This is a genomic window from Mycobacterium sp. PTI7, assembly GCF_056679845.1.
Window position 1 is genome coordinate 5,216,376 of the sequence record NZ_CM155252.1, and the last position, 21,013, is coordinate 5,237,388.

Here is a 21,013-nt window from a genome sequence, read left to right on the forward strand (position 1 = left end):
GACCCAAAACCTGAGTTTGCGCACGCTCGCGCTCAGGTGAGCCTCGCCTCGAACGCGACGCGATCCCCGCGGTACAGCGAGTGCACCACCTCGATCGGTGCGCCGTCGGTGTCCAGCGAGCGCCGGTGCAACCGCAGCATCGGCATCGCCGTCGTCGACTCGAGCAGCCGCGCCTCACGCGGCGACGCCAGCACCGTCTCGATGCGCTCCACCGCCGACCCGAACGTCACGCCCATCGCCCGGACCGCGGCGTACAGCGACGTGGTCGGGTCGAAGGTCTCGCGGAACGAGCCGAAGCGGTGTCCGGGTAGGTAGGTGCTCTCCAGGCCGATGCGCTGTCCGTCGGCGAGCAGGATGCGTTCGAGGTGCATCACCGCGACGCCCTCGGCCACGTCGAGGGCGTCGGCGAGTTCGGCGGTGGCGGGCACGTCGTCCCACGTCACCAGCACGCGGCCGGGCTTGCGGCCCATCCGCAGGGCGCCCTCGGTGTAGGAACTCAGCGAAAGCGGTTGCAGCAGTTTGGACTTCGCCACGACGGTACCGCGACCGCGCCGTTCGATGCGGCCCTCGACGAGCAGTTCGTGCAGTGCCTGGCGGAGGGTCTCGCGGGCCACGCCGAACCTCGTCGCGAGTTCCCGCTCGGGTGGGAAGGGATCGCCCTCGACCAGGCCGTCGAGCAGTTCGTCGAGCGCCGTGCGGATCTGGTGCGGCTTGCTCACCGGGCGGCCACGACCACGCGTTCGGCGACCGCGAGCACCTCGGTGACGGTCAGTCCGCGCGCGGACGGATCCTTCGCCGCGTCGTCGTAGCGGCGCAGTCGCAGGGCGTCCGGCCACCACGGGTGCTCGGTCCACGCCGCGTCGACGCCCGCGCCACCCTGCGCATGCAGCGAGGCGACTGACGTCCCGGAAAGCGCTGTGGCATAGCCGGTTTCGGTGGCAGCCAGGTACCGCTTGGCGGCGACGTGGGCACCGGCCAGCCACGCGACGCGGTCGCCGAACCGGGGCCGCAGCCACGCTCGGGCGGCCTCGTCATGCGGGGTCGACGGGCCGAGCAGCGGGCTGTGCGCCACGTCGTGCAGGGCGGCGGCGAGGACGAGTTCGTCGTCGGCGCCGTCCTCGACGGCCCGCGCGGCGGACTGCAGTGCGTGGTCGAGTTCGTCGACGGCCTCCTCGTCCCACACGCCGCGCAGTGAACGCAGGACGGTGGCCGTCTCGTCGAGCTGGTGCATGGGTCGAGTGTAACCCTGATTGGTCTATACCAATTGTTAACCTGTTGTTCCGCCCCCGACCATCCGGCGGTCGGTGCGGCGCCTTCCACACCTTGAAAGGTCTGTTCTCATGCGTATGACCATCATCGGCGGCGGCATCCTCGGCACCGCCCATGCGCTGGAGGCCGTTCGACGCGGCCACCACGTCACCCAGCTCGAACGCGAGACCGAGGCGCGTGGCGCCACCGTCCGCAACTTCGGGCTGGTGTGGGTCTCCGGCCGCTCGTCCGGCGAACTGGAGGCCGCGCTGCGCTCTCGCGAGCTGTGGGAGCGGATCGGCGCAGACGTCCCGGGCGTCGGGTTCCGGCCCGTCGGCTCGCTGACCCTGCTCCGCACGCCGCTCGAGGTCGCCGTCGCCGAGGAGGCCTCCGCACGGTCCGACGCCACGGCTCGCGGCTTCGAGTTCGTCGACGCGGACCGGGTGCGCGAGATCAACCCGGCCCTGCGCGGAAAGTTTCTTGGCGCCCTGCACTGTTCGACCGATGCCGCCGTCGAGTCCCGACAGGCATTGCCCGCCATCCGCGCCCACCTCGAGGCGACGGGCCGCTATCAGTGGATGCCCGGGACGGAGGCGCGCTCGGTGTCCGGGCGGACCGTCGTCGACGACCGCGGCCACCGGTACGACGCCGACCTCGTCATCGTCTGCCCGGGCGCGGCGCACGGTGGCCTCACCCGGGAGATCGCGGGCGACCTGCCGGTCCGCCGCGTGCGGCTGCAGATGATGCAGACCGAACCGCTCGGCGAACCGCTCACCACGTCCATCGCCGACGGCGACAGCTTCCGCTACTACCCGGGTTTCGCCGGCGAGGCGCTGACCGCGCTGCGCGACGGGGAACCGCAGGACGACGTCGCCGCCGAGCACCGGATGCAGCTGCTGTGCGTACAGCGCGCCCACGGTGGCCTCACCATCGGCGACACCCACGCCTACGACGAGCCGTTCGACTTCGACGTCCAGGAATCGCCGTACGCCTACCTGACCGGCGTCGTCGAGGAGTTCCTCGGCCGGCCCCTGCCTGCGATCCGGCAGCGGTGGGCGGGCGTGTACAGCCAGTGCGTCGACCCCGGTGAACTGGTGTGCCGCGCGAAGGTCGACGACGGCGTGTGGGTGGTCACCGGACCCGGCGGCCGCGGGATGACGCTCGGCCCCGTCATCGCCGAACAGACCGCCGATCTGCTGGAACTCTGAGAGGACTGCACATGCCGCACAACGCGATTCAACTCGCCGTCATCGACATGGCCGGCACCACCGTCGCCGACGACGGCCTAGTGGTGAGTGCCTTCGACGCAGCCGCGACCGCGGTGGGCCTGCCCACCGCCGGGCCGGAACGCGACCATGCACGCCAGTACGTGCTCGACACCATGGGGCAGTCCAAGATCGTGGTGTTCCGTGCGCTGTTCGGCGACGAGGATCGCGCCCAGCGCGCCAACGCCGAGTTCGAGAACGCCTACGAACGGGCCATCGACGAGGGCGGTGCGCGGCCGATCGCCGGTGCCGCGGAGGCGATCACGCGATTGCGCGACGCCGGTGTCAAGGTGGCGCTCACCACCGGCTTCAGCGGTACGACGCAGGAGAAGCTGCTGGCCGCACTCGGCTGGCAGACGCTGCCGGACCTCGTGCTGGCCCCCGGGAACGGCGTCCGTGGCCGCCCGTACCCGGACCTGATCCTCACCGCGCTGATCCGGCTGGGCGTCGACGCCGTCACCGCCGTCGCCGCCCTCGGTGACACGTCGAGCGACGTCGACAGCGCGCTGCGGGCCGGATGTTCCATTGCCGCAGGCACTCTCACCGGTGCGCACGACGCCGAGCGGCTGCGCGCCGCGCTCGCCACCCACGTCGTCGCCGACGTCACCGAGTTCGCCGACCTGATCATTACCTCCAACCGCACCGTGAAGGGCTGACCGTGAAGAGACCATTGCTAGGGGCGGGCATCGCCGTCGTCCTCGCGCTCGGCATGACGGCGTGTGGCGGCACCGGGTCATCGGGATCCGGCGACGGCCAGACGATCACCGTCTACAGCGCCGACGGACTGGCCACCTGGTACGAGGGGCGGTTCAAGCAGTTCACCGACGAGACCGGCATCAACGTCGACATCGTGGAGGCCGGTTCCGGCGAGGTGGTGTCGCGGGTGGAGAAGGAGCAGTCCAACCCGCAGGCCGACCTGCTGGTCACGCTACCGCCGTTCATCCAGAAGGCCGCCGAGTCGAACCTGTTGCAGCCCAGCGGAGTCGATGCCAGCGGCATCCCCGGCGAGCAGGTCGGTCCCGACGCGACCTACGTCCCGATCGTCAACAACGCGCTGAGCTTCATCGCCAACCCCGGCGCCAACCCGCAGCCCGCCACGTGGGACGACCTGCTCAAGCCGGAGTTCACCGGCAAGCTGCAGTACTCCACGCCCGGTCAGGCCGGCGACGGCACGGCGGTGCTGATCCTGCTGCAGCACCTCATGGGCAAGCCCGCCGCACTGGACTACCTGGGACGGCTGCAGGCCAACAACGTGGGCCCCTCGTCGTCCACCGGAAAGCTGCAGCCCAAGGTGAGCAACGGCGAACTGCTGGTCGCCAACGGCGACGTGCAGATGAACCTCGGCTCCATCAAGGACGACGGCTCGACGTTCCGGATCTTCGTCCCCGCCGACGCCTCGGGTAAGCGGACCACCATCTCGCTGCCCTACGTGGCGGGCGTGACCGCCGGGGCGCCGCACGCCGACGACGCCAATAAGCTGCTGTCGTTCCTGATCTCCGAGGACGTGCAGAAGACGGTCGCCACCGACGCGCTCGGCATCCCGGTGCTGACGTCACTCGCGGAGCCGGCGGGATCCGCCGAACCGAACACCCCGTCCGGCGTCCTCCAGGGCGTCGAGGTGTGGGTGCCGGACTGGAACGGCGTGCTCGCCGATCTCGACGCCGACCTCGCGGCGTACCAGAAGGCCACCGGTAGCTGACGTGACCGACATCGGGCTCGGACGGGCGACGACCGACCGGCGGTCGACCACCGTTGCTGCCGAGGGTGATTCGGCCGCAATCGTGTTCGATCGGGTCGGGGTGAGCTACGGGCGTGGGAAGAAGACGACCGAGGCGCTGGTCGACTTCAACCTGCGGGTCGCGGCAGGAGAGACGGTCGCCCTGCTCGGTCCCAGCGGCTCGGGCAAGTCGACGGCGCTGAACGCGCTCGCCGGCTTCGTGCGGCCCACGTCGGGCTCGGTGCGGCTGGCCGGACGCGACGTCACCGACCTGCCGCCCGCCAAGCGGGGCATCGGCGTGGTGCTGCAGTCGTACGCCCTGTTCCCGCACATGCGGGTGTCCGACAACGTCGCGTTCGGGTTGAGGTCGCACCGGGTGCCGCGGGCGCAGGTCACCGGCCGGGTGGCCGAGGCCCTCGACATGGTCGGCATGTCCGCCTATGCGGGACGACTGCCGCGCGAACTCTCCGGCGGCCAGCAGCAGCGCGTCGCGATCGCCCGCGCGCTGGCGATCCGGCCCAGGGTGCTGCTCCTCGACGAGCCGCTCGCCGCGCTCGATGCCCAACTGCGACAGTCGATGCTGGCCGAGCTGCAGCGACTCAAGGAGGCGCTGCCGGACACCGCGATGCTGTACGTCACGCACGACCAGTCCGAGGCGCTCGCGCTGGCCGACCGCATCGTCGTGATGAACGACGCCCGGTTGATGGACGTCGACACCGCCGACAGCCTGTGGAAGCGGCCGCCGACGAGCTTCACCGCGGCGTTCCTGGGCGGCGCCAACCTGATCCCGTGCACCGTGGGCCGCGTGATCGGCACCTCGGCACTGGTCACGTTCGCGCACAAGACCGTCAACACCGAGGCGCCGCAGCCGTCGGTGGGCCGGGTGGACTGGGCCCCCGGCTCGAAGGCGCTGCTGTGCGTCCGGCCGCACGCGCTGCGGATCGTGTCGCTGGGCGACCGGGAGGCACTGCGCGCCAACGTGACCGCGTCCGTGTGGCGTGGTGCGACCACCAGGCTGGTGCTCTCGGTCGGCGGCATGCCGGACCAGTCGCTCGACGTCGACGTCCCCGGCAACGCCCGGTTCGACATCGGCACCGAGGTCGGGGTCCGCTTCCCCGAACCGGCCGGCGTGCTGGTCGCGTCGCCGTGACGGTCCTGGACGCACCGGCGCCCGAGGCGCCGGTCCGGCGGCCCGATCCGCCCCGATCGCGGGCCGTGTGGTGGGCGGTGCCGCCGCTGCTCGTCGTGCTGGCGGCGGTGCTGTATCCGCTCGTCCGGGTGTGTCTCGAGTCGTTCGGAGCGACGACGGGGTCGTCGACGTGGGGCGGCGTGCTCGCGTCGGAGTCGTTCCGGGATGCGTTGTGGCGCACGATCGCCATTGCGGCGACGTCGACGGTCGGTTGCCTGGTGCTCGGGACCTTCCTCGCGATCGTGCTGGCGTTCGTGCCGTTCCCCGGTTCGCAGGTGGTGGGACGGCTGATCGACACCGTGCTGGCGCTGCCGTCGTTCCTGATCACGCTGGCGTTCACGTTCCTCTACGGCACCGCGGGCGCTGTGAACGCGGCGCTCGCGGGTCTGACGGGCGACTCGTCGCCACTGCTGAACTTCCTCTACACGCCGGCGGGCGTGATCGCCGCCGAGATCACCTTCTTCACGCCGTTCGTGATCCGCCCGCTGCTGGCGTCGTTCTCGACACTGCCGCGGGCGCAGCTCGACGTGGCGGCCAGCCTCGGGGCGTCGCCGCTGCGGGTGCTGCGGACCGTGGTGCTGCCGGAGGCGTGGCCCGCGCTGGTGGCGGGTGGCAGCCTCGTTCTGCTGTTGACGCTCAACGAGTTCGGCATCGTGCTGTTCACGGGGGCGAAGGGCGTGACGACGCTGCCGGTGCTGATCTACACGCGCGGCATCGTGACGTTCGACCTGCCCGGCGCCGCGGTGATCGCCACCGTGCAGATCGCGCTGTCGCTGACGCTGTACGCGCTGTACCGCGTGGTCTTCGCGCGCCTGATGACGGGAAGGGGTGGCACCGATGCTGTTGTGGACCCGCCGAAGTAGGGCCGTGCTGCTCGCGGTCTTCGGCCTGGTGGTGCTCGTGGTGTTCGTCGCCCCGCTGGCCACCGTGGTCGCCGCGGGGCTGGCCGGATCGTGGACGGGTCCGCTTCCGTCGGACCTCGGCTTCGGTCACCTCGGGGACGCGCTGTCGGGGGAGAACCTGGCGAGCCTCTCGGTGAGCCTGCAGACGGCGTTCCTCGCCGGCGGGGTGGCGCTGGTGCTCGGCACGTGGGCGGCGCTCGCGGCGCGGGAGTGCCCGCCGTGGCTGGCGCGCGTGGTCGACGCGGTGTTCCACCTGCCGATCGCGGTGCCGTCGGTGGCGATCGGACTCGGTCTGCTCATCGCCTTCAACGAACGGCCGCTGCTGCTCGGTGGCACGCGGTGGATCGTCATCCTCGCGCACGCGGTGCTGGTGCTCGCGTTCGCGTTCAGTGCGGTGTCGGCGGCGCTCGACCGGCTCGACCCGGCGTACCGGCAGGCCGCGGAGTCGCTCGGGGCGAGCCCGACGCGGGTGCTCCTGAAGGTGACGCTGCCGCTGCTGATGCCGGCGCTGGGTGCGGCGGCCGGACTGGCGGTCGCGCTGTCGATGGGCGAGCTGGGTGCCACCGTGATGGTGTACCCGGCGACGTGGAAGACGCTGCCGGTCAGCATCTTCGCGCTCACCGACCGCGGCCAGGCTCTGCAGGCCGCCGCGTGCACCAGCATCCTGCTGCTGGTGACGCTCGTCGCGCTGGTGCTGCTCGGCAGGATCCGCGGCCGCGCCGCCCTCCGCTGACCGGTCTCGCTTCTCCGGGGTCTCACTCTTTCGGCGAGCGTGCGTGTTTGCGGGCGACACGCCGGGTTGAAACCTGACTTTGCGCACGCTCGCCGAGAGACCCCAAAAGTCAGGCGTCGTCCACTTGCACCATGTCGTACACGTAGGACCGATTGCCCTTGTAACTGACCCATACACCCACCGGCGGAACGTCACCGGCTCCCGCGTCTTCGAACGGGCGGGCGGACACTGCGCCGCTTCCGTCGCACACCGCCCAGCCGAAGTCAGGGAGCCGACGGCACCAGACGTCGCCGTCGATGCGCTTGTAGTCGGGATAGCCGTCCAATTCGCCATCTCGGACGAACACATACGTCAGACCATCCACGCGACGCACGAACCGTAGACCCCTCATCGGGCGTCCTCCGTCCAGGCGAGCGCCCCCGCGAGCGTGCGCGAAGTCAGGTCCAGGCCCGGCGTGTCGCCCGCAAACACGCACGCTCGCCGAAGAAGGCGACCGGGCTAGGGGGGTGGGAAGGGGAGGGTAATCGGCGCGAGACCCGGGATTTCGACGACGTTCGGCGGCGGGGGCTCGGGCGGGATCTCGCCGGGGGCCGGGCCGGGCGGCGGTCCGAGCGGCTGCTCGGTCGACGGCCCAGGAGGCGGCGCAGCAGGAGATGGCGGGGCAGGCGACGGCGCAGCAGGCGACGGCGGGGCAGGGGACTCAGGCGACGGAGCAGGCGTCGACTCGGTGGGCGACGGGGTGACCGGCGACGGCGCAATCGGCTCCGCGGTCGGAGCCGGGGCCAGCGGCTCGGTGTAGACGGGCGGGGGCGCGACGACCGGGGCCGGCGGCGGCGCCACCGGCGCAGGCACAACAGGCACCACCGGCGCAGCAGGCGCAGCGGGCGCGGCAGGCGCGGGCACGTCGCTCTGCACGCGACCGACCCTGCCCAGCAATGGCTTCCACTCCGCACCGGCGGGCGGCGCCACGTTGCACGACACCTGGCGGCTGCCCGCCGCCCAACTCGCCCGAGCCAGCGGGGTGAATTGGGCCACCAGCTCGGCAGCCTGCAGCCCACGCGGCGCCAGGTAGCCCTCGGCGAGTCGCGCGCACCCCTCGCGCAGGAACGAGTCCTGGTCGGCCTCGCTCGGCGGACCGGACGTGAAGCGCTCGGCGAGGCTGACGGCTCCGGCCACCTCCGCGGCGTGCGGTTGGGCGCAGTCGACGATCTCGTCGGTCGGCACGGTGGTCGCGCCGTCGACGCCGAGGCACGTGCCCACGGGCCACACCTTCGACTGGTCGAGTTCGGCCACCAGGCCCGTGAACGGCATCGGCTTCGCGCCCATGCCCAGCAGCTGCAGGCCGCACAGCAGCTTCCGATCGGACGGGGCGGCCGCCGCGTCACCGGCCCACAGCACGCCGCTGGTGAAGCGGCTGTTCGGGTCGTAGCGCGGGCCGAGGTACTCGCTGACGGCGCGCTGGCAGGGTTCGGCGAAGGCGTCCATGTCGACCGACCGGGCCACCTCGAACAGGTGATCGCTGCTGCACTGCACGAACGACGGCTTGTCGGGTTCGTCGGCCGGCCAGCTCAGGCACGTCCCCGGTTGCGCGTTGGCGAACACCTTGGCGGCGCGACTGTCCTTGTTCGGATCGCGGATGATCGAGTCCGGCGCGGTGAGCTGCAGTGTGCCGCCGATCAGCAGGCCGATGAGCAGCAGTCCGATCGCCGCGCGCCGGTTGGTCCGGGTCGTGGGCGACGGGCACGGCGACCCCGAGGCGCCGGCGGCCGCCTGGTCACGCCGGCGCGCGAGCGCGGCCAGCGCGGTGTCGAGGTCGGGGTCCTTCACCGGCGCGACCGTAGTGATTCAGCCCGGTCGCCGCTTCCGGCGGCAGGGCAACGGGGTGTGCCAGCCACGACTTCAGAGCCTGGCACAGCTGCCGGGGCCTCGCTACGCGGGGAGGCCGCATCGTGCTTCGGTTGGCGCTGGATCGTTACTTGAGCAGCGGGTCGCGCGGCAGGCCCAGGATCCGCTCCGCGATCGTGTTCCGCGTGATCTCGGAGGTGCCGCCGGCGATGGTCATCGCGCGGTTGCCGAGGTAGGCGGTGGTGAGCTGCGGTGTCAGCCCGGCCACGGCCGCCGTCCCGGCGAGGTCCATCCCGAGTTCGGTGGCGTGCTGGCACTGCTCGGCCAGCAGCAGCTTGGTGACGTTGCCCTCGGGCCCGGGTTCGGCGCCTGCGATCGCCCTCGTCACGCGCCGCAGGTTCAGCAGCCGCAGCGTGTGGCCCTCCGCGATCACCTCGCCGGCCCGACGGACGGACGCGGCCGCCACTTCCGGCGGTGCCGCGTCGAGCAGCGCGACCAGGTCGTCCGGGCCGAAGCCGGTGGGTGCCGACGACCCGCCGCCGATCGAGATCCGCTCGTTGCCGAGGGTGGCACGGGCCACCAGCCAGCCCTTGTTGACGTCGCCGACGACGTCGCCGTCGGGCACGAACACGTCGTCGAAGAACACCTCGTTGAAGTGCGAGTGCCCGGTGATGCCGCGCAGCGGGTTGATCGTGACGCCGTCGGCCGTCATGTCGATCGCCATCATCGTGACGCCGGCGTGCTTGGGCGCATCGTGATCGGTGCGCACCGTGGCGAGCCCCCACTGGCACTCGTGGGCGAGGCTTGTCCACACCTTCTGGCCCGTGACGCGCCAGCCCCCGTCGACCCGTGTCGCCGACGTGCGCACGGCCGCGGCGTCGGACCCGGCGCCGGGCTCGGAGAACAGCTGGCACCACATGACCCGACCGCGCAGCACGGGCCCCACCCAGCGCTCACGCTGGTCGTCGGTGCCCGCCTGGGCGATGGTGAGCGTCACCCATCCCGTGATGCCCATGTCCGGGCGGGCGACGGAGGCGAATTCCTCCTCCACCACCAACTGCTCGAGGACGCCGGCCTCCCGTCCCCATGGCTTCGGCCAGTGCGGCACCAGGTAGCCGGAGTCGACGAGGAAGTCCCGCCGCCGGTCCTCGGGCAACCCGTTGACGGTGTCGACGGCCTCGCGGGCCGCCGCACGGTGCACCTCGGCCTCGTCGGGCAGCGTGAACACCGCACCGCGCGCCCGTCCGCTGCGCTGCGCCTCGACGACGTCGACGAGGGGGTCACCGGCGTCGGCGAGCACGGCCGCCAGGGTGCGGGCCCGCCGGAGATAGAGGTGGGCGTCATGCTCCCACGTGAAGCCGATCCCGCCGTGCAGCTGAATGTTGACCTGCGCGTTGGACACCTGGGTGCGGATCGCGTGGGACGCGGCGACGGCGGCGGCGAACCCGGCGCTGTCGAGGTCGTCGGCACGGGCCGCGTCCCACGTCGCGGCGGTGGTCTGTTCGGCGTCGACGAGCATGTTGGCGGCGTGGTGCTTGACGGCCTGGAAGGTGCCGATGGTACGGCCGAACTGCTCGCGCACCTTCGCGTACTCGACGGCCATGTTCATGGTGGCCCAGCTGATCCCGACCGCCTCGGCGGCGGCCAGCGTGCGGAAGACGGTGCGGGCGTGCCCGGCCGCCCCGCGGAGGATTCGCGCCTCGTCCACCGTGACGTCGCGTGCGGCGACGGACCCCATGCTGCGGGTCGTGTCGAGCGAGTCGAGCGCGGTGACGGTCACGTCGTCGGCGTCCAGGATCACCACGTCGTCGCCGCTGACCAGGACGAACACGCCGGCATCCGGGGCGCCCAACACCGCGGGGCTTTCGCCGGTCACCACTCCGTCGCCCACCGCGATCGAGCCGGACAGGCCGATGGCACCCACCGCGGACCCGTCGGTGAGGCCCGGAAGTAGTTGCCGGCGAACGTGATCCGATCCGCAGCGGTCGATCACGACGGCTGCGGCCACGGTCGGCAGGAACGGCCCCGGTGCCAGTTCCCGGCCCAGCACCTCCAGGACGACGGCCAGTTCGGCGAGGCCGCCACCCGCGCCGCAGAACTCCTCGGCGATCGCGAGGCCCTGCCAGCCGAGGTCCGCCGCGGCCGCCCATAGTGCGGGCGGGTGACTCGATCCGGAGGCGAGCGTGTCGCGTGCCAGCGACCGGGCGTTCAGCCGCACGAGCTGGCCCGATACCGAATCGGCGACGGCTCGGTGGTCGTCGGTGAGGGCGAGTGCGGAGATGGCCACGGCCTCGACTCAACCACCTCGTGACGTCAGGTGTGAACAACTTCGCTCATCTGTCGTCTGCCTACCCACCACGGGGGTACAGTCGCGAAATGACGGCTCGACCGGACGTCCGGTATCCAGGCCCAACGATGACGACGCGACTCCGGTGGCTGATGTCCGCGGGCCCCTCGGACTACCTGCTCGCCATGAGCGTGGGCGCGGCCTCGCTGCCCGTCGTCGGCAAGCACCTCGAGCCGCTCGGCGGCATGACCGCGATGAGCATCTGGGGCGTGCGGCAGGCCCCGGAGTTGATCGGTGCCGCCGCCAAGTCGATGTTCGCCCCCGGTGCGGGAGAACTGCGCAAGAGGGACCGTGACTCCGCGAGTGCCGTCGCGCAATCCGCGCTGCGCGGCGTCGTCAACGCCGATGCGCTGAACGAGGAGTGGCCTGCACCGGACGGCACCCCGCCGGTGTGGAAGGCGCTCGAGCACCGCCGCAACGTCTACCGTTCGTCGGTGCGCTACGGCGACCACCCGTCGCAACTGCTCGACGTGTGGCGGCCCAAGGAACTTCCCGCGCAGCCCGCGCCGGTCCTGATCTTCGTCCCGGGTGGTGCGTGGGTGCACGGCAGCCGCATCCTGCAGGGCTACGCGTTGATGGCGCACCTCGCCGAGATGGGGTGGGTCTGCCTGTCCATCGACTATCGCGTGGCGCCGAACAACCGCTGGCCGCAACACATCACCGACGTCAAGACCGCGATCGCGTGGGCGCGTGCCAACGTCGACAAGTTCGGCGGCGACCGTGACTTCGTCGCGATCGCCGGCACCTCGGCGGGCGGGCACCTCGCCGCGCTCGCGGGTCTCACCCCGAACGATCCGGAGCTGCAGGCCGACCTGCCCGAGGGGTCGGACACGTCGGTGGACGCGGTGATCGGCATCTACGGCCGCTACTGCTGGGAGGACCGGTCGACGGTGGAGCGCGCACGCTTCGTCGACTTCCTCGAACGCGTCGTCGTCAAGCGGAAGATCGACCGGCACCCGGAGGTGTTCCGCAAGGCGTCGCCGCTGGCCCAGGTGCGGGCGGACGCGCCGCCGTTCCTGGTGGTGCACGGATCCGGTGACACGGTCATCCCGGTCAAGCAGGCCCGCGACTTCGTCGAGAAGCTCAAGCGGGTGTCGCGATCGGTGGTGAGCTACGTCGAACTGCCCGGGGCCGGCCACGGCTTCGACATGACCGACGGCGCGCGCACCGCACCGATGGCCCGCGCAATCGGCTTGTTCCTCAACCAGGTTCACCGAAACCACACGGTGATGGGGTCGAAGCAGGTTATATAGCCTCGCGTCTGGAGTTCCCCTCGCGCATGCGCTCGACGGCGCACGCGCTCGTCGGTGGAGGTGTCCGGTGAAGAGGCTCAGCGGGTGGGATGCGGTGTTGCTCTACACCGAGACCCCCACGGTGCACATGCACACCCTGAAGCTCGCCGTGATCGACATCTCGCAACTGAACGGCCGGCAGTTCGGGGTCGACGAGTTCCGCCAGGTGATCCACGGCAGGCTCTACAAGCTCGACCCGTTCCGCTACGAGCTGATCGACATCCCGTTCAAGTTCCACCACCCGATGTGGCGGGAGAACTGCGAGGTCGACCTCGACTATCACGTCCGCCCGTGGCGCGTCGCGAGCCCGGGTGGCCGCCGCGAACTCGACCAGGCCATCGGCGAGATCGCGAGCACGCCGCTCGACCGCAGCCGGCCGCTGTGGGAGATGTACTTCATCGAGGGTCTCGCGAACGGTCGGATCGCCGTGCTGGGCAAGATCCATCACGCCCTCGCCGACGGGGTGGCGTCGGCGAACCTGCTCGCGCGTGGAATGGACCTCGAGACGAGCCCGCAGGCCGACCGTGATTCGTACGCAACGGATCCCGCGCCTGCCAAGACGGAGCTGGTGCGCTCCGCCTTCGTCGACCACCTCCGTCAGATCCAGCGTCTGCCTGCAACCGTGCGCTACACCGCCGAGGGCATCGGACGGGTACGCAAGAGCACGAAGAAGCTGTCGCCGGAACTCACCCGGCCGTTCACCCCACCGCCGTCGTTCATGAACCACCGCGTGGACGCCACGCGCAAGTTCGCCACCGCGACACTGGCACTCGCCGACGTCAAGGAGACGGGCAAACGCCTCGACGTGACGATCAACGACATGGTGCTGGCGATCTCGGCGGGCGCGCTGCGCGAGCTGTCGCTGAAGTACGACCACCACGCCGACCATCCGCTGCTCGCGTCGGTGCCCGTCAGCTTCGACTTCTCGCGGGATCGCATGTCCGGCAACTACTTCACCGGCGTCATGATGGTGGTGCCCATCCAGCTCGACGATCCGCTCGAGCGCGTCCGGGCCGTCCACGACGCGGCCGTCGAGGCCAAGGAGACCCACCACCTGATGGGGCCGGAACTCGTCAGCCGGTGGTCGGCCTACTTCCCGCCCGCGCCTGCGGAGCGGCTGTTCGGCTGGCTCGCCGAGAAGGATGGCCAGAACAAGGTGCTGAACCTGCCGATCTCCAACGTCCCCGGCCCGCGCGAGCACGGCCGGGTGGGCGGCGCCCTGGTCACCGAGATCTATTCGGTGGGCCCGTTGACGACGGGCAGCGGGCTGAACATCACGGTGTGGAGCTACGTCGACCAGTTGAACGTGTCGGTGCTGTCCGACGGTGCGACGCTGGATGATCCGCACGAACTGACCGACGCCATGGTGCGGGCGTTCGTCGAGATCCGCACGGCAGCAGGTCTTTCCGCCGAGCTGACGGTGGTCGAGAACGCGATGGCCCCCTAGGCGCGCTTGGCGCGCACCCAGTCGAGGAACCGTCCGACGGCCTGCGCGGTGTAGTCGCCGTGCGGTGACCCGAAGAAGTCGAATGCGTGCTGCGCGTGCGGGATCTCGGCGTAGACGACGGGGTTCTGCGACACGGCCGACAAGGCGTCGGCGAAGTCGCGGCCCTCCTGCACGGGGATGATCGAGTCGTCCTCGCCGTGCAGCACGAAGAACGGTGGGGCGTCGGCCCGGACCTTCGTGATCGGCGACGCCTCGAGGTACAGGCCGCGCGCTTCGGCGAACGGTCGCTTGACGATGAACTTCTGCAGGATCGAGATGAACTCGGGCCGGCCGGATCCCTTGCTGGTGAACCAGTCGTAGCGGCCGTAGATCGGTACGGCGCACACCACCGAGGTGTCGGCGTCCTCGAAGCCCGGTTGCCACTGCGGTTCGTTCGGCGTCAGTGCGGCGAGGGCGCAGAGATGCCCGCCCGCCGAGCCGCCCGTGATCGAGATCGACTCCGGGTCACCGCCGTAGTCGGCGATATTCTCCTTGACCCATGCCAGCGCCCGCTTCACGTCGATGATGTGCGCGGGCCAGGTGTGGCGCGGGCTGATCCGGTAGGCCATCGACACGCAGATCCAGCCGCGTTCGGCGAGGTGTCCCATCAGCGGATAGGCCTGCGGCCGGCGCATGCCGATCGCCCAGGCCCCGCCGGGCACCTGCAGCAGCACGGGCGCCTTGCCGTCGAGTGGCAGGTCGGACCGGTGCCAGATGTCGGCCACGTTGGCGCGGTGGGGACCGTAGCGCACGACGTCGGTCTTCTTGACGTACGCGCGGCGCGACCACGACGTGCGCAGTACGCCGCCGGGACGGCGACGCCGTTCCTCCTTGGCGACGGTCACGTAGTCGTCGCCGAGGGCCTTGCGCAGCGGTTCCTCGAACGCGGGCTGGGATCGCCTGTTCCTGGCGTAGACGTAGCCGAGCAGCCCCCAGGAAGCGGCCGTGAGCCCCAACGCGATTCGCCCGCCGGTCCCGCGGAAGTCGCCGCGGATGCCGCGCCGCAGCGCGTCGAGCGCGGAGGCGCCGGCGATCACGGGCGCGGCCTCACCGGTGGGCCAGCCCAGGAAGAACACCGGGATCGTGACGTAACCCTCGCGGCCGAGCGGTTGCACCGCGTTCGCGGCGTTGAGCACTTCGACGGCGGCGCGGACGATCGGGAAGCGGCGCCTACGGCGCATCGCGCGCAGCGAGATCGGAGAGTTCACGTCGAAGGATCTTGCCAGTGCTGCCCCGCGGCAAACCTTCCAGCACCGTGATGCTCCTCGGCACCTTGTAGTTCGCCAGGTTCTCGCGTACGTGCGCCTTCAGATCGTCGACGCCCGCCGACGCGCCCTCGGTCAGCACGACGAACGCCGCCAACCGCTGCCCGTACTGTTCGTCGTCGACGCCGAGGACGGCCGCCTCGGCGACCTCCGCGTGCGCGGCCAGGGTCTTCTCCACCTCGATCGGGTACACGTTCTCGCCGCCGGAGACGATCATCTCGTCGTCGCGGCCGACCACGAACAGTCGCCCGGCGTCGTCGAGGTACCCGACGTCGCCCGACGACATGTAGTCGCCGTGGAAGTCCTTGGTGGCGCCCGAGGTGTAACCGTCGAACTGGGTGGAGTTGCGGACGTAGATCGTGCCCACCTCACCGGCGGGGAGTTCCCGGAAGTCGGGGTCGAGGATCGTGACGTCGGTGCCCTCGGCGGGCCGGCCCGCGGTGTCCGGGGCGGCGCGGAGATCGGCCGGGGTGGCCGTGGCGATCATGCCGGCCTCGGTGGCGTTGTAGTTGTTGTAGACGACGTCACCGAACTGGTCCATGAAGGCGGTCACGACGTCGGGACGCATGCGCGACCCGGACGCGGCGGCGAAGCGCAGCGTGCGTCCGCTGTAGCGGGCGCGCACGGCCTCGGGAAGATCCATGATCCGGTCGAACATGACTGGAACGACGCACAATCCGGTGGCCCGGTGGGTGTCGACGAGGGCGAGGGTGGCCTCGGGGTCGAACTTGCGTCGCGTGACGATGGTGCACGCCAGTGACGCGGCGAACGCCAGTTGCGAGAAGCCCCAGGCGTGGAACATCGGGGCGACGACGACGGTGGTCTCCTCGGCGTGCCACGGCGTGCGGTCGAGGATCGCCTTGAGCGTGTCCGGCCCGCCGCCGGAGTGGCTGGCGCCCTTGGGCGTTCCGGTGGTGCCCGACGTCAGCAGGATGGTGCGGCTCTTGGTCGACGCGCGCTCGGGATGCTCGCCGAGGTGGGTCGTGATCAGCCCCTCGACGGTCAGGTCGGCGCCACTGTCGGTCCATGCGACGATGCGGGTCGTGCCGGGTGCGTCGGCGAGGGCACGGTCGACGGTGGCGGTGAACTCCTCGTCGTAGATGATCACGTCGGCGCCCTCGCGCTCGACGACCTCGGCGAGGGCCGGGCCGGCGAAGGACGTGTTGAGCAGCAGGACGTCGGCACCGATGCGGTTGGCGGCGATCAGCGATTCGACGAAGCCGCGGTGGTTGCGGGCCATGATGGCGACGACACGCGCTGCGCCCAGGGCCTGCAGTCCGGCGGCCAGGGCGTCGGCGCGCTGGTCGACCTCCCGCCACGTCAGCGTGCCGATTTCGTCGATCAGACCGGGACGGTCCGGGCAACGCTGTGCGGCGGCGGCGAAACCCGATGTGACGCCCATCTTCTCGCGAGCCATGGCCGCGGCGATGCGCACGTAGCGGTCCGGTCGCATCGGTGTGATGACCCCGGCGCGCGCCATGGTGGTGACCAGTCCGACGGAGGTGCCGAGGCGATCGACGAGCGACATGTCAGCCGATCACCGGGAGCCGGCGTTCCCTGGCGAGTTCGTCGAGGGCACGCTGCATGACGTGGCGCACGTGCGCGTCGACCTCGTCCACGTCCGGGTTCTCCCCGAACTCGGCGACGACGTCGATGGCGGGCAGCACCTGCGTCACGATCTTGGTCGGCAGCGGCAGGTTCACCGGGAGCACCGCCGAGAGCCCGAACGGGAAGCCGAACGAGATGGGCAGGATCTTGGCGCGCAACAGCTTGTCCAGGCGCAGCGTCTTCGCCATCCACTCGCCACGGGACAGGAACAGTTGCGCCTCCTGCCCGCCGATCGACACCGACGGGACGATCGGGACGCCGGCGTTCAGCGCGGCGCGGACGTAGCCGGTGCGCCCGCCGAAGTCGATCGTGTTCTCCGACAGCGTCGGTCGGTAGACGTCGTAGTCACCACCGGGGAACACGATCACCACGCCGCCGGAGCGCAGTGCCTCGTCGGCGTTCTCGTGGCTCGCCCCGATGAAGCCCGTCTTTCGGAAGAGGTCGCCGGTGGGGCCCATGAAGAGGATGTCGTGCGACAGCGTGAAGATCGGCCGGTCGTAGCCGAACCGCTCGTAGAAGCCGGTCGCGAACACCGGGACGTCCATCGCGAACAGGCCGCCCGAGTGGTTGCCCACCACCAGCGCGCCGCCCGCGGGGAAGTCGTCGAGTCCGCGGACCTCCGCCCGGTGGTACCCCTTGATCAGCGGGCGGAGCACCCCCATCACCTTCGCGGTGAGGCCGGGATCCCACTTGGTGACCTCGGTGGGTGTCGAATCGGTCGGTTCCACGTCGTTCGCGGCCATGGCTACCCCTCGGCAGGATTGGAACGTGTTCTAGTTTCCGGATCGTAACCGGCGCCGAGGGTTACTCCATAGTCACGTCAGACCTTGACGATGAACTCCGAGGTGTAGAACTCCACCGGCGTCTGCGAGTACGCGGACGGACGGGACATGATCACCCAGGCGCCGGTGGCGTTCGCGTCGATCGGACCCGCGACGGTGGTGTGTCCGGCGCCGCCGGGGTCGGTCCGCAGGAGGCCGGAGACGACGCCCGCGGCACCCGGCAGGCACCCGAGCGAGGCCCGGGGGGTCTGGATGATCCGCACGTCGTAGACGGTGTTCGGCACGCCGGTCGCGAGGTCGACGTCGGCGGTGACGGTGTTGCCCGACGTGCTGAGGTGGGCCACTCCCCGGCCGTAGCCCGTGGCGTCGACGAAGTCCTGCTGGATGAAGTCGCAGCTCTTGTAGTTGCTCAGCAGCGGGACCAGGGTCCTGGGGGTGTCCGCCGAGGCCACGGCCGGGCTCAGGACCGACAGGCTCGTCGCGGCTGCGACCACCAGCGCGCACGTCAATTTCGTCATGACTCCCATTGTCCCGGTAACCACCGCATTGCGCAGTTGCTCTGATCACAACGCAGGTCAGGTGAGCCGTTGACCTCAACCGCGGTGAAGGTCGCAGGATGGATCCGTGACGTTCGACCCCGCTGCCTACCTCGCCCGGATCGGCCATTCCGGTCCCACCGACCCGACGCCGGACGTGCTGCACGCGATCGTCGCCGCGCACGGTCGGACCATCCCGTTCGAGAACCTCGATCCCCTGCTCGGCGTACCTGTCGACGATCTGAGCCCGGACGTGCTCGCCGACAAGCTCGTCGATCGCCGGCGCGGCGGCTACTGCTACGAGCACAACGGGCTACTCGGGTACGTCCTCGACGCGCTGGGTTACGACGTGCAGCGCCTCGCCGGACGCGTCGTGTGGATGGCACCGCCCGACGCACCGTTGCCGGCGATGACCCACAACGTGCTGTGGGTGACCGTGCTCGGTGGCGACGCGCCCTTCCTGGTCGACGTCGGCTTCGGCGGTCAGACGCTGCCGTCGCCGATCCGGCTCGAGGTGGGCCCCGTGCAGCAGACGCGCATCGAGCCGTACCGCATCGTGGCCCGAGGCGACGACCTGGTGCTCGAGGCGCTGGTGCGCGACGAGTGGCAGGCGCTGTACGCGTTCGGCACCAGGCCGCAGCCGCGCATCGATCTCGAGGTGGGCAGCTGGTACGTCTCGACCCATCCGCGGTCGGTGTTCGTGGTGGGACTCAGCGCGGCACTCGTCACCGACGACGCCCGGTACAACCTGCGCGGCCGCAACCTCGCGATCCACCGCCGCGAGGGCAGCGAGAAGATCCGGTTCGACACCGCGGCGCAGGTGGTCGACGCGCTGCGCGACCGGTTCGGCATCGACGTCGACGATCTCGGCGACCGCGACGTCGTGGAGGCTCGGGTGGCGCAGGTGCTGGACGCGTGAGCCGATGGCCAGGTTGTCCACCGCGGAGTACGAAACAGATTCACATCTCAAGTCGGCCGCGGCCCACAGTAAAAGCCCCCAGACCCGGATGGCCTGAGGGCGTTCAACAATTAGTTCTAAGCGCAACCGCACACTGGGGGAAGGTAAATGACCATAGGTTCCGGCGGCGGCGGTGGCGGGAGCGTCCTTACGACGATCGCGGGATCGATCTTGAAGTCCTGAACGACAACAGTGTTGTCGCTGAAGACATGCAGCTCATGGATTTCGACGAGAGGACCGTCGTGTACGAGCAAAGCAACCACCCACGAAAGGCACGCTGCGAAGCCGGAGATGGCAACCTTGATCCAGCGCTGCTTCGCGCGGGATTCGCTCGGTTCATCCGGTTGATAGGGGAAATCGAAGCCCCCTGGGTAATCGATCGTAGCCATTGCTACGCTCCTTCTCCGCGCGTGTCCGGTGCGGATGGAGGATCGAAGCCCCTGGCGGACGTGAAGCCTGCGTTCGTGGGGCTTCGAGGTCCCCGCGAGCGAAGTTAGATACTCTCCAACGCCCCACCAGGGGCCCGTTCCAAGCGAGCCATCGCCACAGCCCGGCTGCAACCGGCGAAACTGCTGCGGTTCTGACGGGGAACACGGATTTGTTCCCTTCTAGAAGGATGCATTGCCACTCGCGCATACGTCAATGCCCTTCAGCAGTTGAATCGACACTTTGTTTCGGAGTGGCGTCTGTGCTTGACCGGGCTTGAACAAGCTTCTAACGTGGAGTTCGTCCCCGTCCAGGGTCGAACTCTCCAAACTCACCACGGACGGTGGCATCCAAGTGAAGCTGCATCGGCTGCAACCGTGCAGCAACGGCAGAAGGCCACGACCCCTGGTCGTGGCCTTCTGGTTTTCGGCATGGGTTTGTACCTGTTTGGCCCGGTCAGAGGCTTCTTACACGCCATGGGATCACTTCCTCAGCATGACGTTCTTGACGTGTGCCGTCCGGCGGCTGCTGTTGTAGTCCCAGCCCTCACCTTCCAAGCTGTACCGCTTCCCCTTCCACTCGATCCGCGACTGAGCGCCAAGAACCCCGTGCTCCCGTTCGAAGGAGTGGGGAAAGCGCAGGCTGTTCCTGCTCTTGGAGTTGAACCCGCCTTCGGTGGTCTCGGTCGGCGTACCGATCGGCTGGATACGGGCTCGGGCCAGGATGCCGCTGCCGGACGGCTTGGTGCGCTTGTTGCCGTCGCCGTCGATCACAAGGACTTCGGGGTAGACGATGCAGGACTGGTACCGGGCTTTGTTGTCTAGCAGACTTATTAACTCTTTCCTATCTGGCTCTCACAACAACGGACAGCCGTGTTCATGGGTTGGTGGGGTGATCGGCTCGGTCGTGCCGTAGCCGCCTTGAGCGGGTCGGCTTTGCTGACCTAGTTGGCAGGACCGGCAGGTCTCAGGGCCGGGATGTCCCGGCGCCCTGCAGAGCCTGGCGCGGAGCTGGTCGGTCAGTTCCCGCGCACCTGGAGAAGTCACCGCCCCATTGGCAGCGTTGGTATCGCCGAGCCGGTGAGTCGAGCCCGCAGCAGGTCCACGATGCTGGGACCGGATGCCTCCGGGCTGGCAGCCGCGCAGCGATGGCGCTTCGCAGCTCTCATCAGCCGTGCCACCTGCATCGGTGGCGAATCTGCCTGCTTGGCAGCGGGTCATCTTGCCGTCAGCGTCGTCATCGGTCACCCGACGTATCGACTTGATCATCGACAGCAACAGCGCCTGACTGTTCCGAAGATCATCGACTTCAGGCATCGATGTGGGCTGTCCGTTGTAGCCGGTCACCCGCGTGTCTGCGCCTGCTGCGCGGATGAGCTTGTGTGACCGTGCTACCTCGTCCGAGAGTTAGCACG

The 21,013-nt window shown here is 69.9% G+C and carries 21 protein-coding genes; 9 read left to right on the plus strand and 12 right to left on the minus strand.

The genetic code is table 11. The annotated features are described in order from the left end of the window. Positions 1–32: 32 nt before the first annotated feature. Positions 33–719: a GntR family transcriptional regulator gene (locus tag AC1MEY_RS25150; protein WP_480228071.1), complete on the minus strand. Its 687-nt coding sequence runs from the start codon at positions 717–719 to the stop codon at positions 33–35. Further along, complete coding sequence (locus tag AC1MEY_RS25155) at positions 716–1,231, minus strand: HD family phosphohydrolase (RefSeq protein ID WP_480228072.1); 516 nt, start codon at positions 1,229–1,231, stop codon at positions 716–718. Before AC1MEY_RS25155 ends, AC1MEY_RS25150 begins: the two co-directional genes overlap by 4 nt. A gap of 109 nt (positions 1,232–1,340) precedes the next feature. Here AC1MEY_RS25155 and AC1MEY_RS25160 point away from each other — a divergent pair, with 109 nt between their 5' ends. Genes AC1MEY_RS25160 through AC1MEY_RS25185 form a run of 6 tightly spaced genes read left to right on the plus strand, consistent with a single transcriptional unit; the run spans position 1,341 to position 7,054 of the window. Then, entirely contained in the window at positions 1,341–2,456 is a 1,116-nt protein-coding gene (locus tag AC1MEY_RS25160) for a TIGR03364 family FAD-dependent oxidoreductase (RefSeq protein ID WP_480228073.1), read from the plus strand. An 11-nt stretch (positions 2,457–2,467) separates the two neighbouring features. Beyond that, a complete protein-coding gene (locus AC1MEY_RS25165) occupies positions 2,468–3,169 on the plus strand; it encodes a phosphonatase-like hydrolase (RefSeq protein ID WP_480228074.1) in 702 nt (233 codons plus the stop codon). A gap of 53 nt (positions 3,170–3,222) precedes the next feature. Beyond that, on the plus strand, positions 3,223–4,212 hold the full coding sequence (locus tag AC1MEY_RS25170) for a 2-aminoethylphosphonate ABC transporter substrate-binding protein (RefSeq protein WP_480231663.1): 990 nt from the start codon (positions 3,223–3,225) through the stop codon (positions 4,210–4,212). Between the two features lie 10 nt (positions 4,213–4,222). Further along, positions 4,223–5,380 (plus strand): ABC transporter ATP-binding protein, encoded by a 1,158-nt coding sequence (locus tag AC1MEY_RS25175; RefSeq protein WP_480231664.1) that lies wholly within the window; start codon positions 4,223–4,225, stop codon positions 5,378–5,380. Then, positions 5,377–6,282, plus strand: a complete 906-nt coding sequence (locus AC1MEY_RS25180; protein WP_480228075.1) for a 2-aminoethylphosphonate ABC transporter permease subunit — start codon at positions 5,377–5,379, stop codon at positions 6,280–6,282. The genes AC1MEY_RS25175 and AC1MEY_RS25180 overlap by 4 nt, the downstream gene beginning before the upstream one ends. Continuing rightward, positions 6,257–7,054 (plus strand): ABC transporter permease, encoded by a 798-nt coding sequence (locus AC1MEY_RS25185; RefSeq protein WP_480228076.1) that lies wholly within the window; start codon positions 6,257–6,259, stop codon positions 7,052–7,054. Before AC1MEY_RS25180 ends, AC1MEY_RS25185 begins: the two co-directional genes overlap by 26 nt. A gap of 109 nt (positions 7,055–7,163) precedes the next feature. Here AC1MEY_RS25185 and AC1MEY_RS25190 read toward each other — a convergent pair whose 3' ends face one another. The 3 genes from AC1MEY_RS25190 to AC1MEY_RS25200 form a co-directional block, all read right to left on the minus strand. Continuing rightward, positions 7,164–7,418 (minus strand): hypothetical protein, encoded by a 255-nt coding sequence (locus AC1MEY_RS25190; protein ID WP_480228077.1) that lies wholly within the window; start codon positions 7,416–7,418, stop codon positions 7,164–7,166. A 134-nt stretch (positions 7,419–7,552) separates the two neighbouring features. Next, entirely contained in the window at positions 7,553–8,881 is a 1,329-nt protein-coding gene (locus tag AC1MEY_RS25195; RefSeq protein WP_480228078.1) for a septum formation family protein, read from the minus strand. 145 nt (positions 8,882–9,026) lie between these two features. Further along, positions 9,027–11,186, minus strand: coding sequence for an acyl-CoA dehydrogenase family protein (locus AC1MEY_RS25200; RefSeq protein WP_480228079.1), 2,160 nt, complete (start codon positions 11,184–11,186; stop codon positions 9,027–9,029). Positions 11,187–11,275: 89 nt separating this feature from the next. Here AC1MEY_RS25200 and AC1MEY_RS25205 point away from each other — a divergent pair, with 89 nt between their 5' ends. Together AC1MEY_RS25205 and AC1MEY_RS25210 are read left to right on the plus strand one after the other, a co-directional pair. After that, the gene (locus tag AC1MEY_RS25205; protein WP_480228080.1) at positions 11,276–12,499 is read left to right on the plus strand and encodes an alpha/beta hydrolase fold domain-containing protein; all 1,224 of its coding nucleotides are present in this window, start codon (positions 11,276–11,278) and stop codon (positions 12,497–12,499) included. Between the two features lie 67 nt (positions 12,500–12,566). Then, positions 12,567–13,985: a WS/DGAT/MGAT family O-acyltransferase gene (locus AC1MEY_RS25210; RefSeq protein ID WP_480228081.1), complete on the plus strand. Its 1,419-nt coding sequence runs from the start codon at positions 12,567–12,569 to the stop codon at positions 13,983–13,985. On the opposite strand, the gene AC1MEY_RS25215 is transcribed toward AC1MEY_RS25210, so the two are convergent. From AC1MEY_RS25215 to AC1MEY_RS25230, 4 genes are all read right to left on the minus strand, one after another. Continuing rightward, positions 13,982–15,205, minus strand: a complete 1,224-nt coding sequence (locus AC1MEY_RS25215; protein ID WP_480231665.1) for an alpha/beta hydrolase — start codon at positions 15,203–15,205, stop codon at positions 13,982–13,984. The genes AC1MEY_RS25210 and AC1MEY_RS25215 overlap by 4 nt on opposite strands. Further along, a complete protein-coding gene (gene fadD12, locus AC1MEY_RS25220; protein ID WP_480228082.1) occupies positions 15,195–16,817 on the minus strand; it encodes an acyl-CoA ligase FadD12 in 1,623 nt (540 codons plus the stop codon). The genes AC1MEY_RS25215 and fadD12 overlap by 11 nt, the downstream gene beginning before the upstream one ends. A gap of 1 nt (position 16,818) precedes the next feature. Beyond that, entirely contained in the window at positions 16,819–17,640 is an 822-nt protein-coding gene (locus AC1MEY_RS25225; protein ID WP_480228083.1) for a lysophospholipid acyltransferase family protein, read from the minus strand. A 77-nt stretch (positions 17,641–17,717) separates the two neighbouring features. Then, positions 17,718–18,197 (minus strand): hypothetical protein, encoded by a 480-nt coding sequence (locus AC1MEY_RS25230; RefSeq protein WP_480228084.1) that lies wholly within the window; start codon positions 18,195–18,197, stop codon positions 17,718–17,720. 106 nt (positions 18,198–18,303) lie between these two features. Between AC1MEY_RS25230 and AC1MEY_RS25235 the strand changes: the two genes are divergently transcribed. Then, on the plus strand, positions 18,304–19,134 hold the full coding sequence (locus tag AC1MEY_RS25235) for an arylamine N-acetyltransferase family protein (protein WP_480228085.1): 831 nt from the start codon (positions 18,304–18,306) through the stop codon (positions 19,132–19,134). Between the two features lie 116 nt (positions 19,135–19,250). Here AC1MEY_RS25235 and AC1MEY_RS25240 read toward each other — a convergent pair whose 3' ends face one another. From AC1MEY_RS25240 to AC1MEY_RS25250, 3 genes are all read right to left on the minus strand, one after another. After that, on the minus strand, positions 19,251–19,562 hold the full coding sequence (locus AC1MEY_RS25240; RefSeq protein WP_480228086.1) for a hypothetical protein: 312 nt from the start codon (positions 19,560–19,562) through the stop codon (positions 19,251–19,253). A gap of 519 nt (positions 19,563–20,081) precedes the next feature. Beyond that, a complete protein-coding gene (locus tag AC1MEY_RS25245) occupies positions 20,082–20,372 on the minus strand; it encodes a hypothetical protein (protein ID WP_480228087.1) in 291 nt (96 codons plus the stop codon). A gap of 81 nt (positions 20,373–20,453) precedes the next feature. Then, on the minus strand, positions 20,454–20,945 hold the full coding sequence (locus tag AC1MEY_RS25250; RefSeq protein ID WP_480228088.1) for a hypothetical protein: 492 nt from the start codon (positions 20,943–20,945) through the stop codon (positions 20,454–20,456). Between the last annotated feature and the right edge of the window lie 68 nt (positions 20,946–21,013).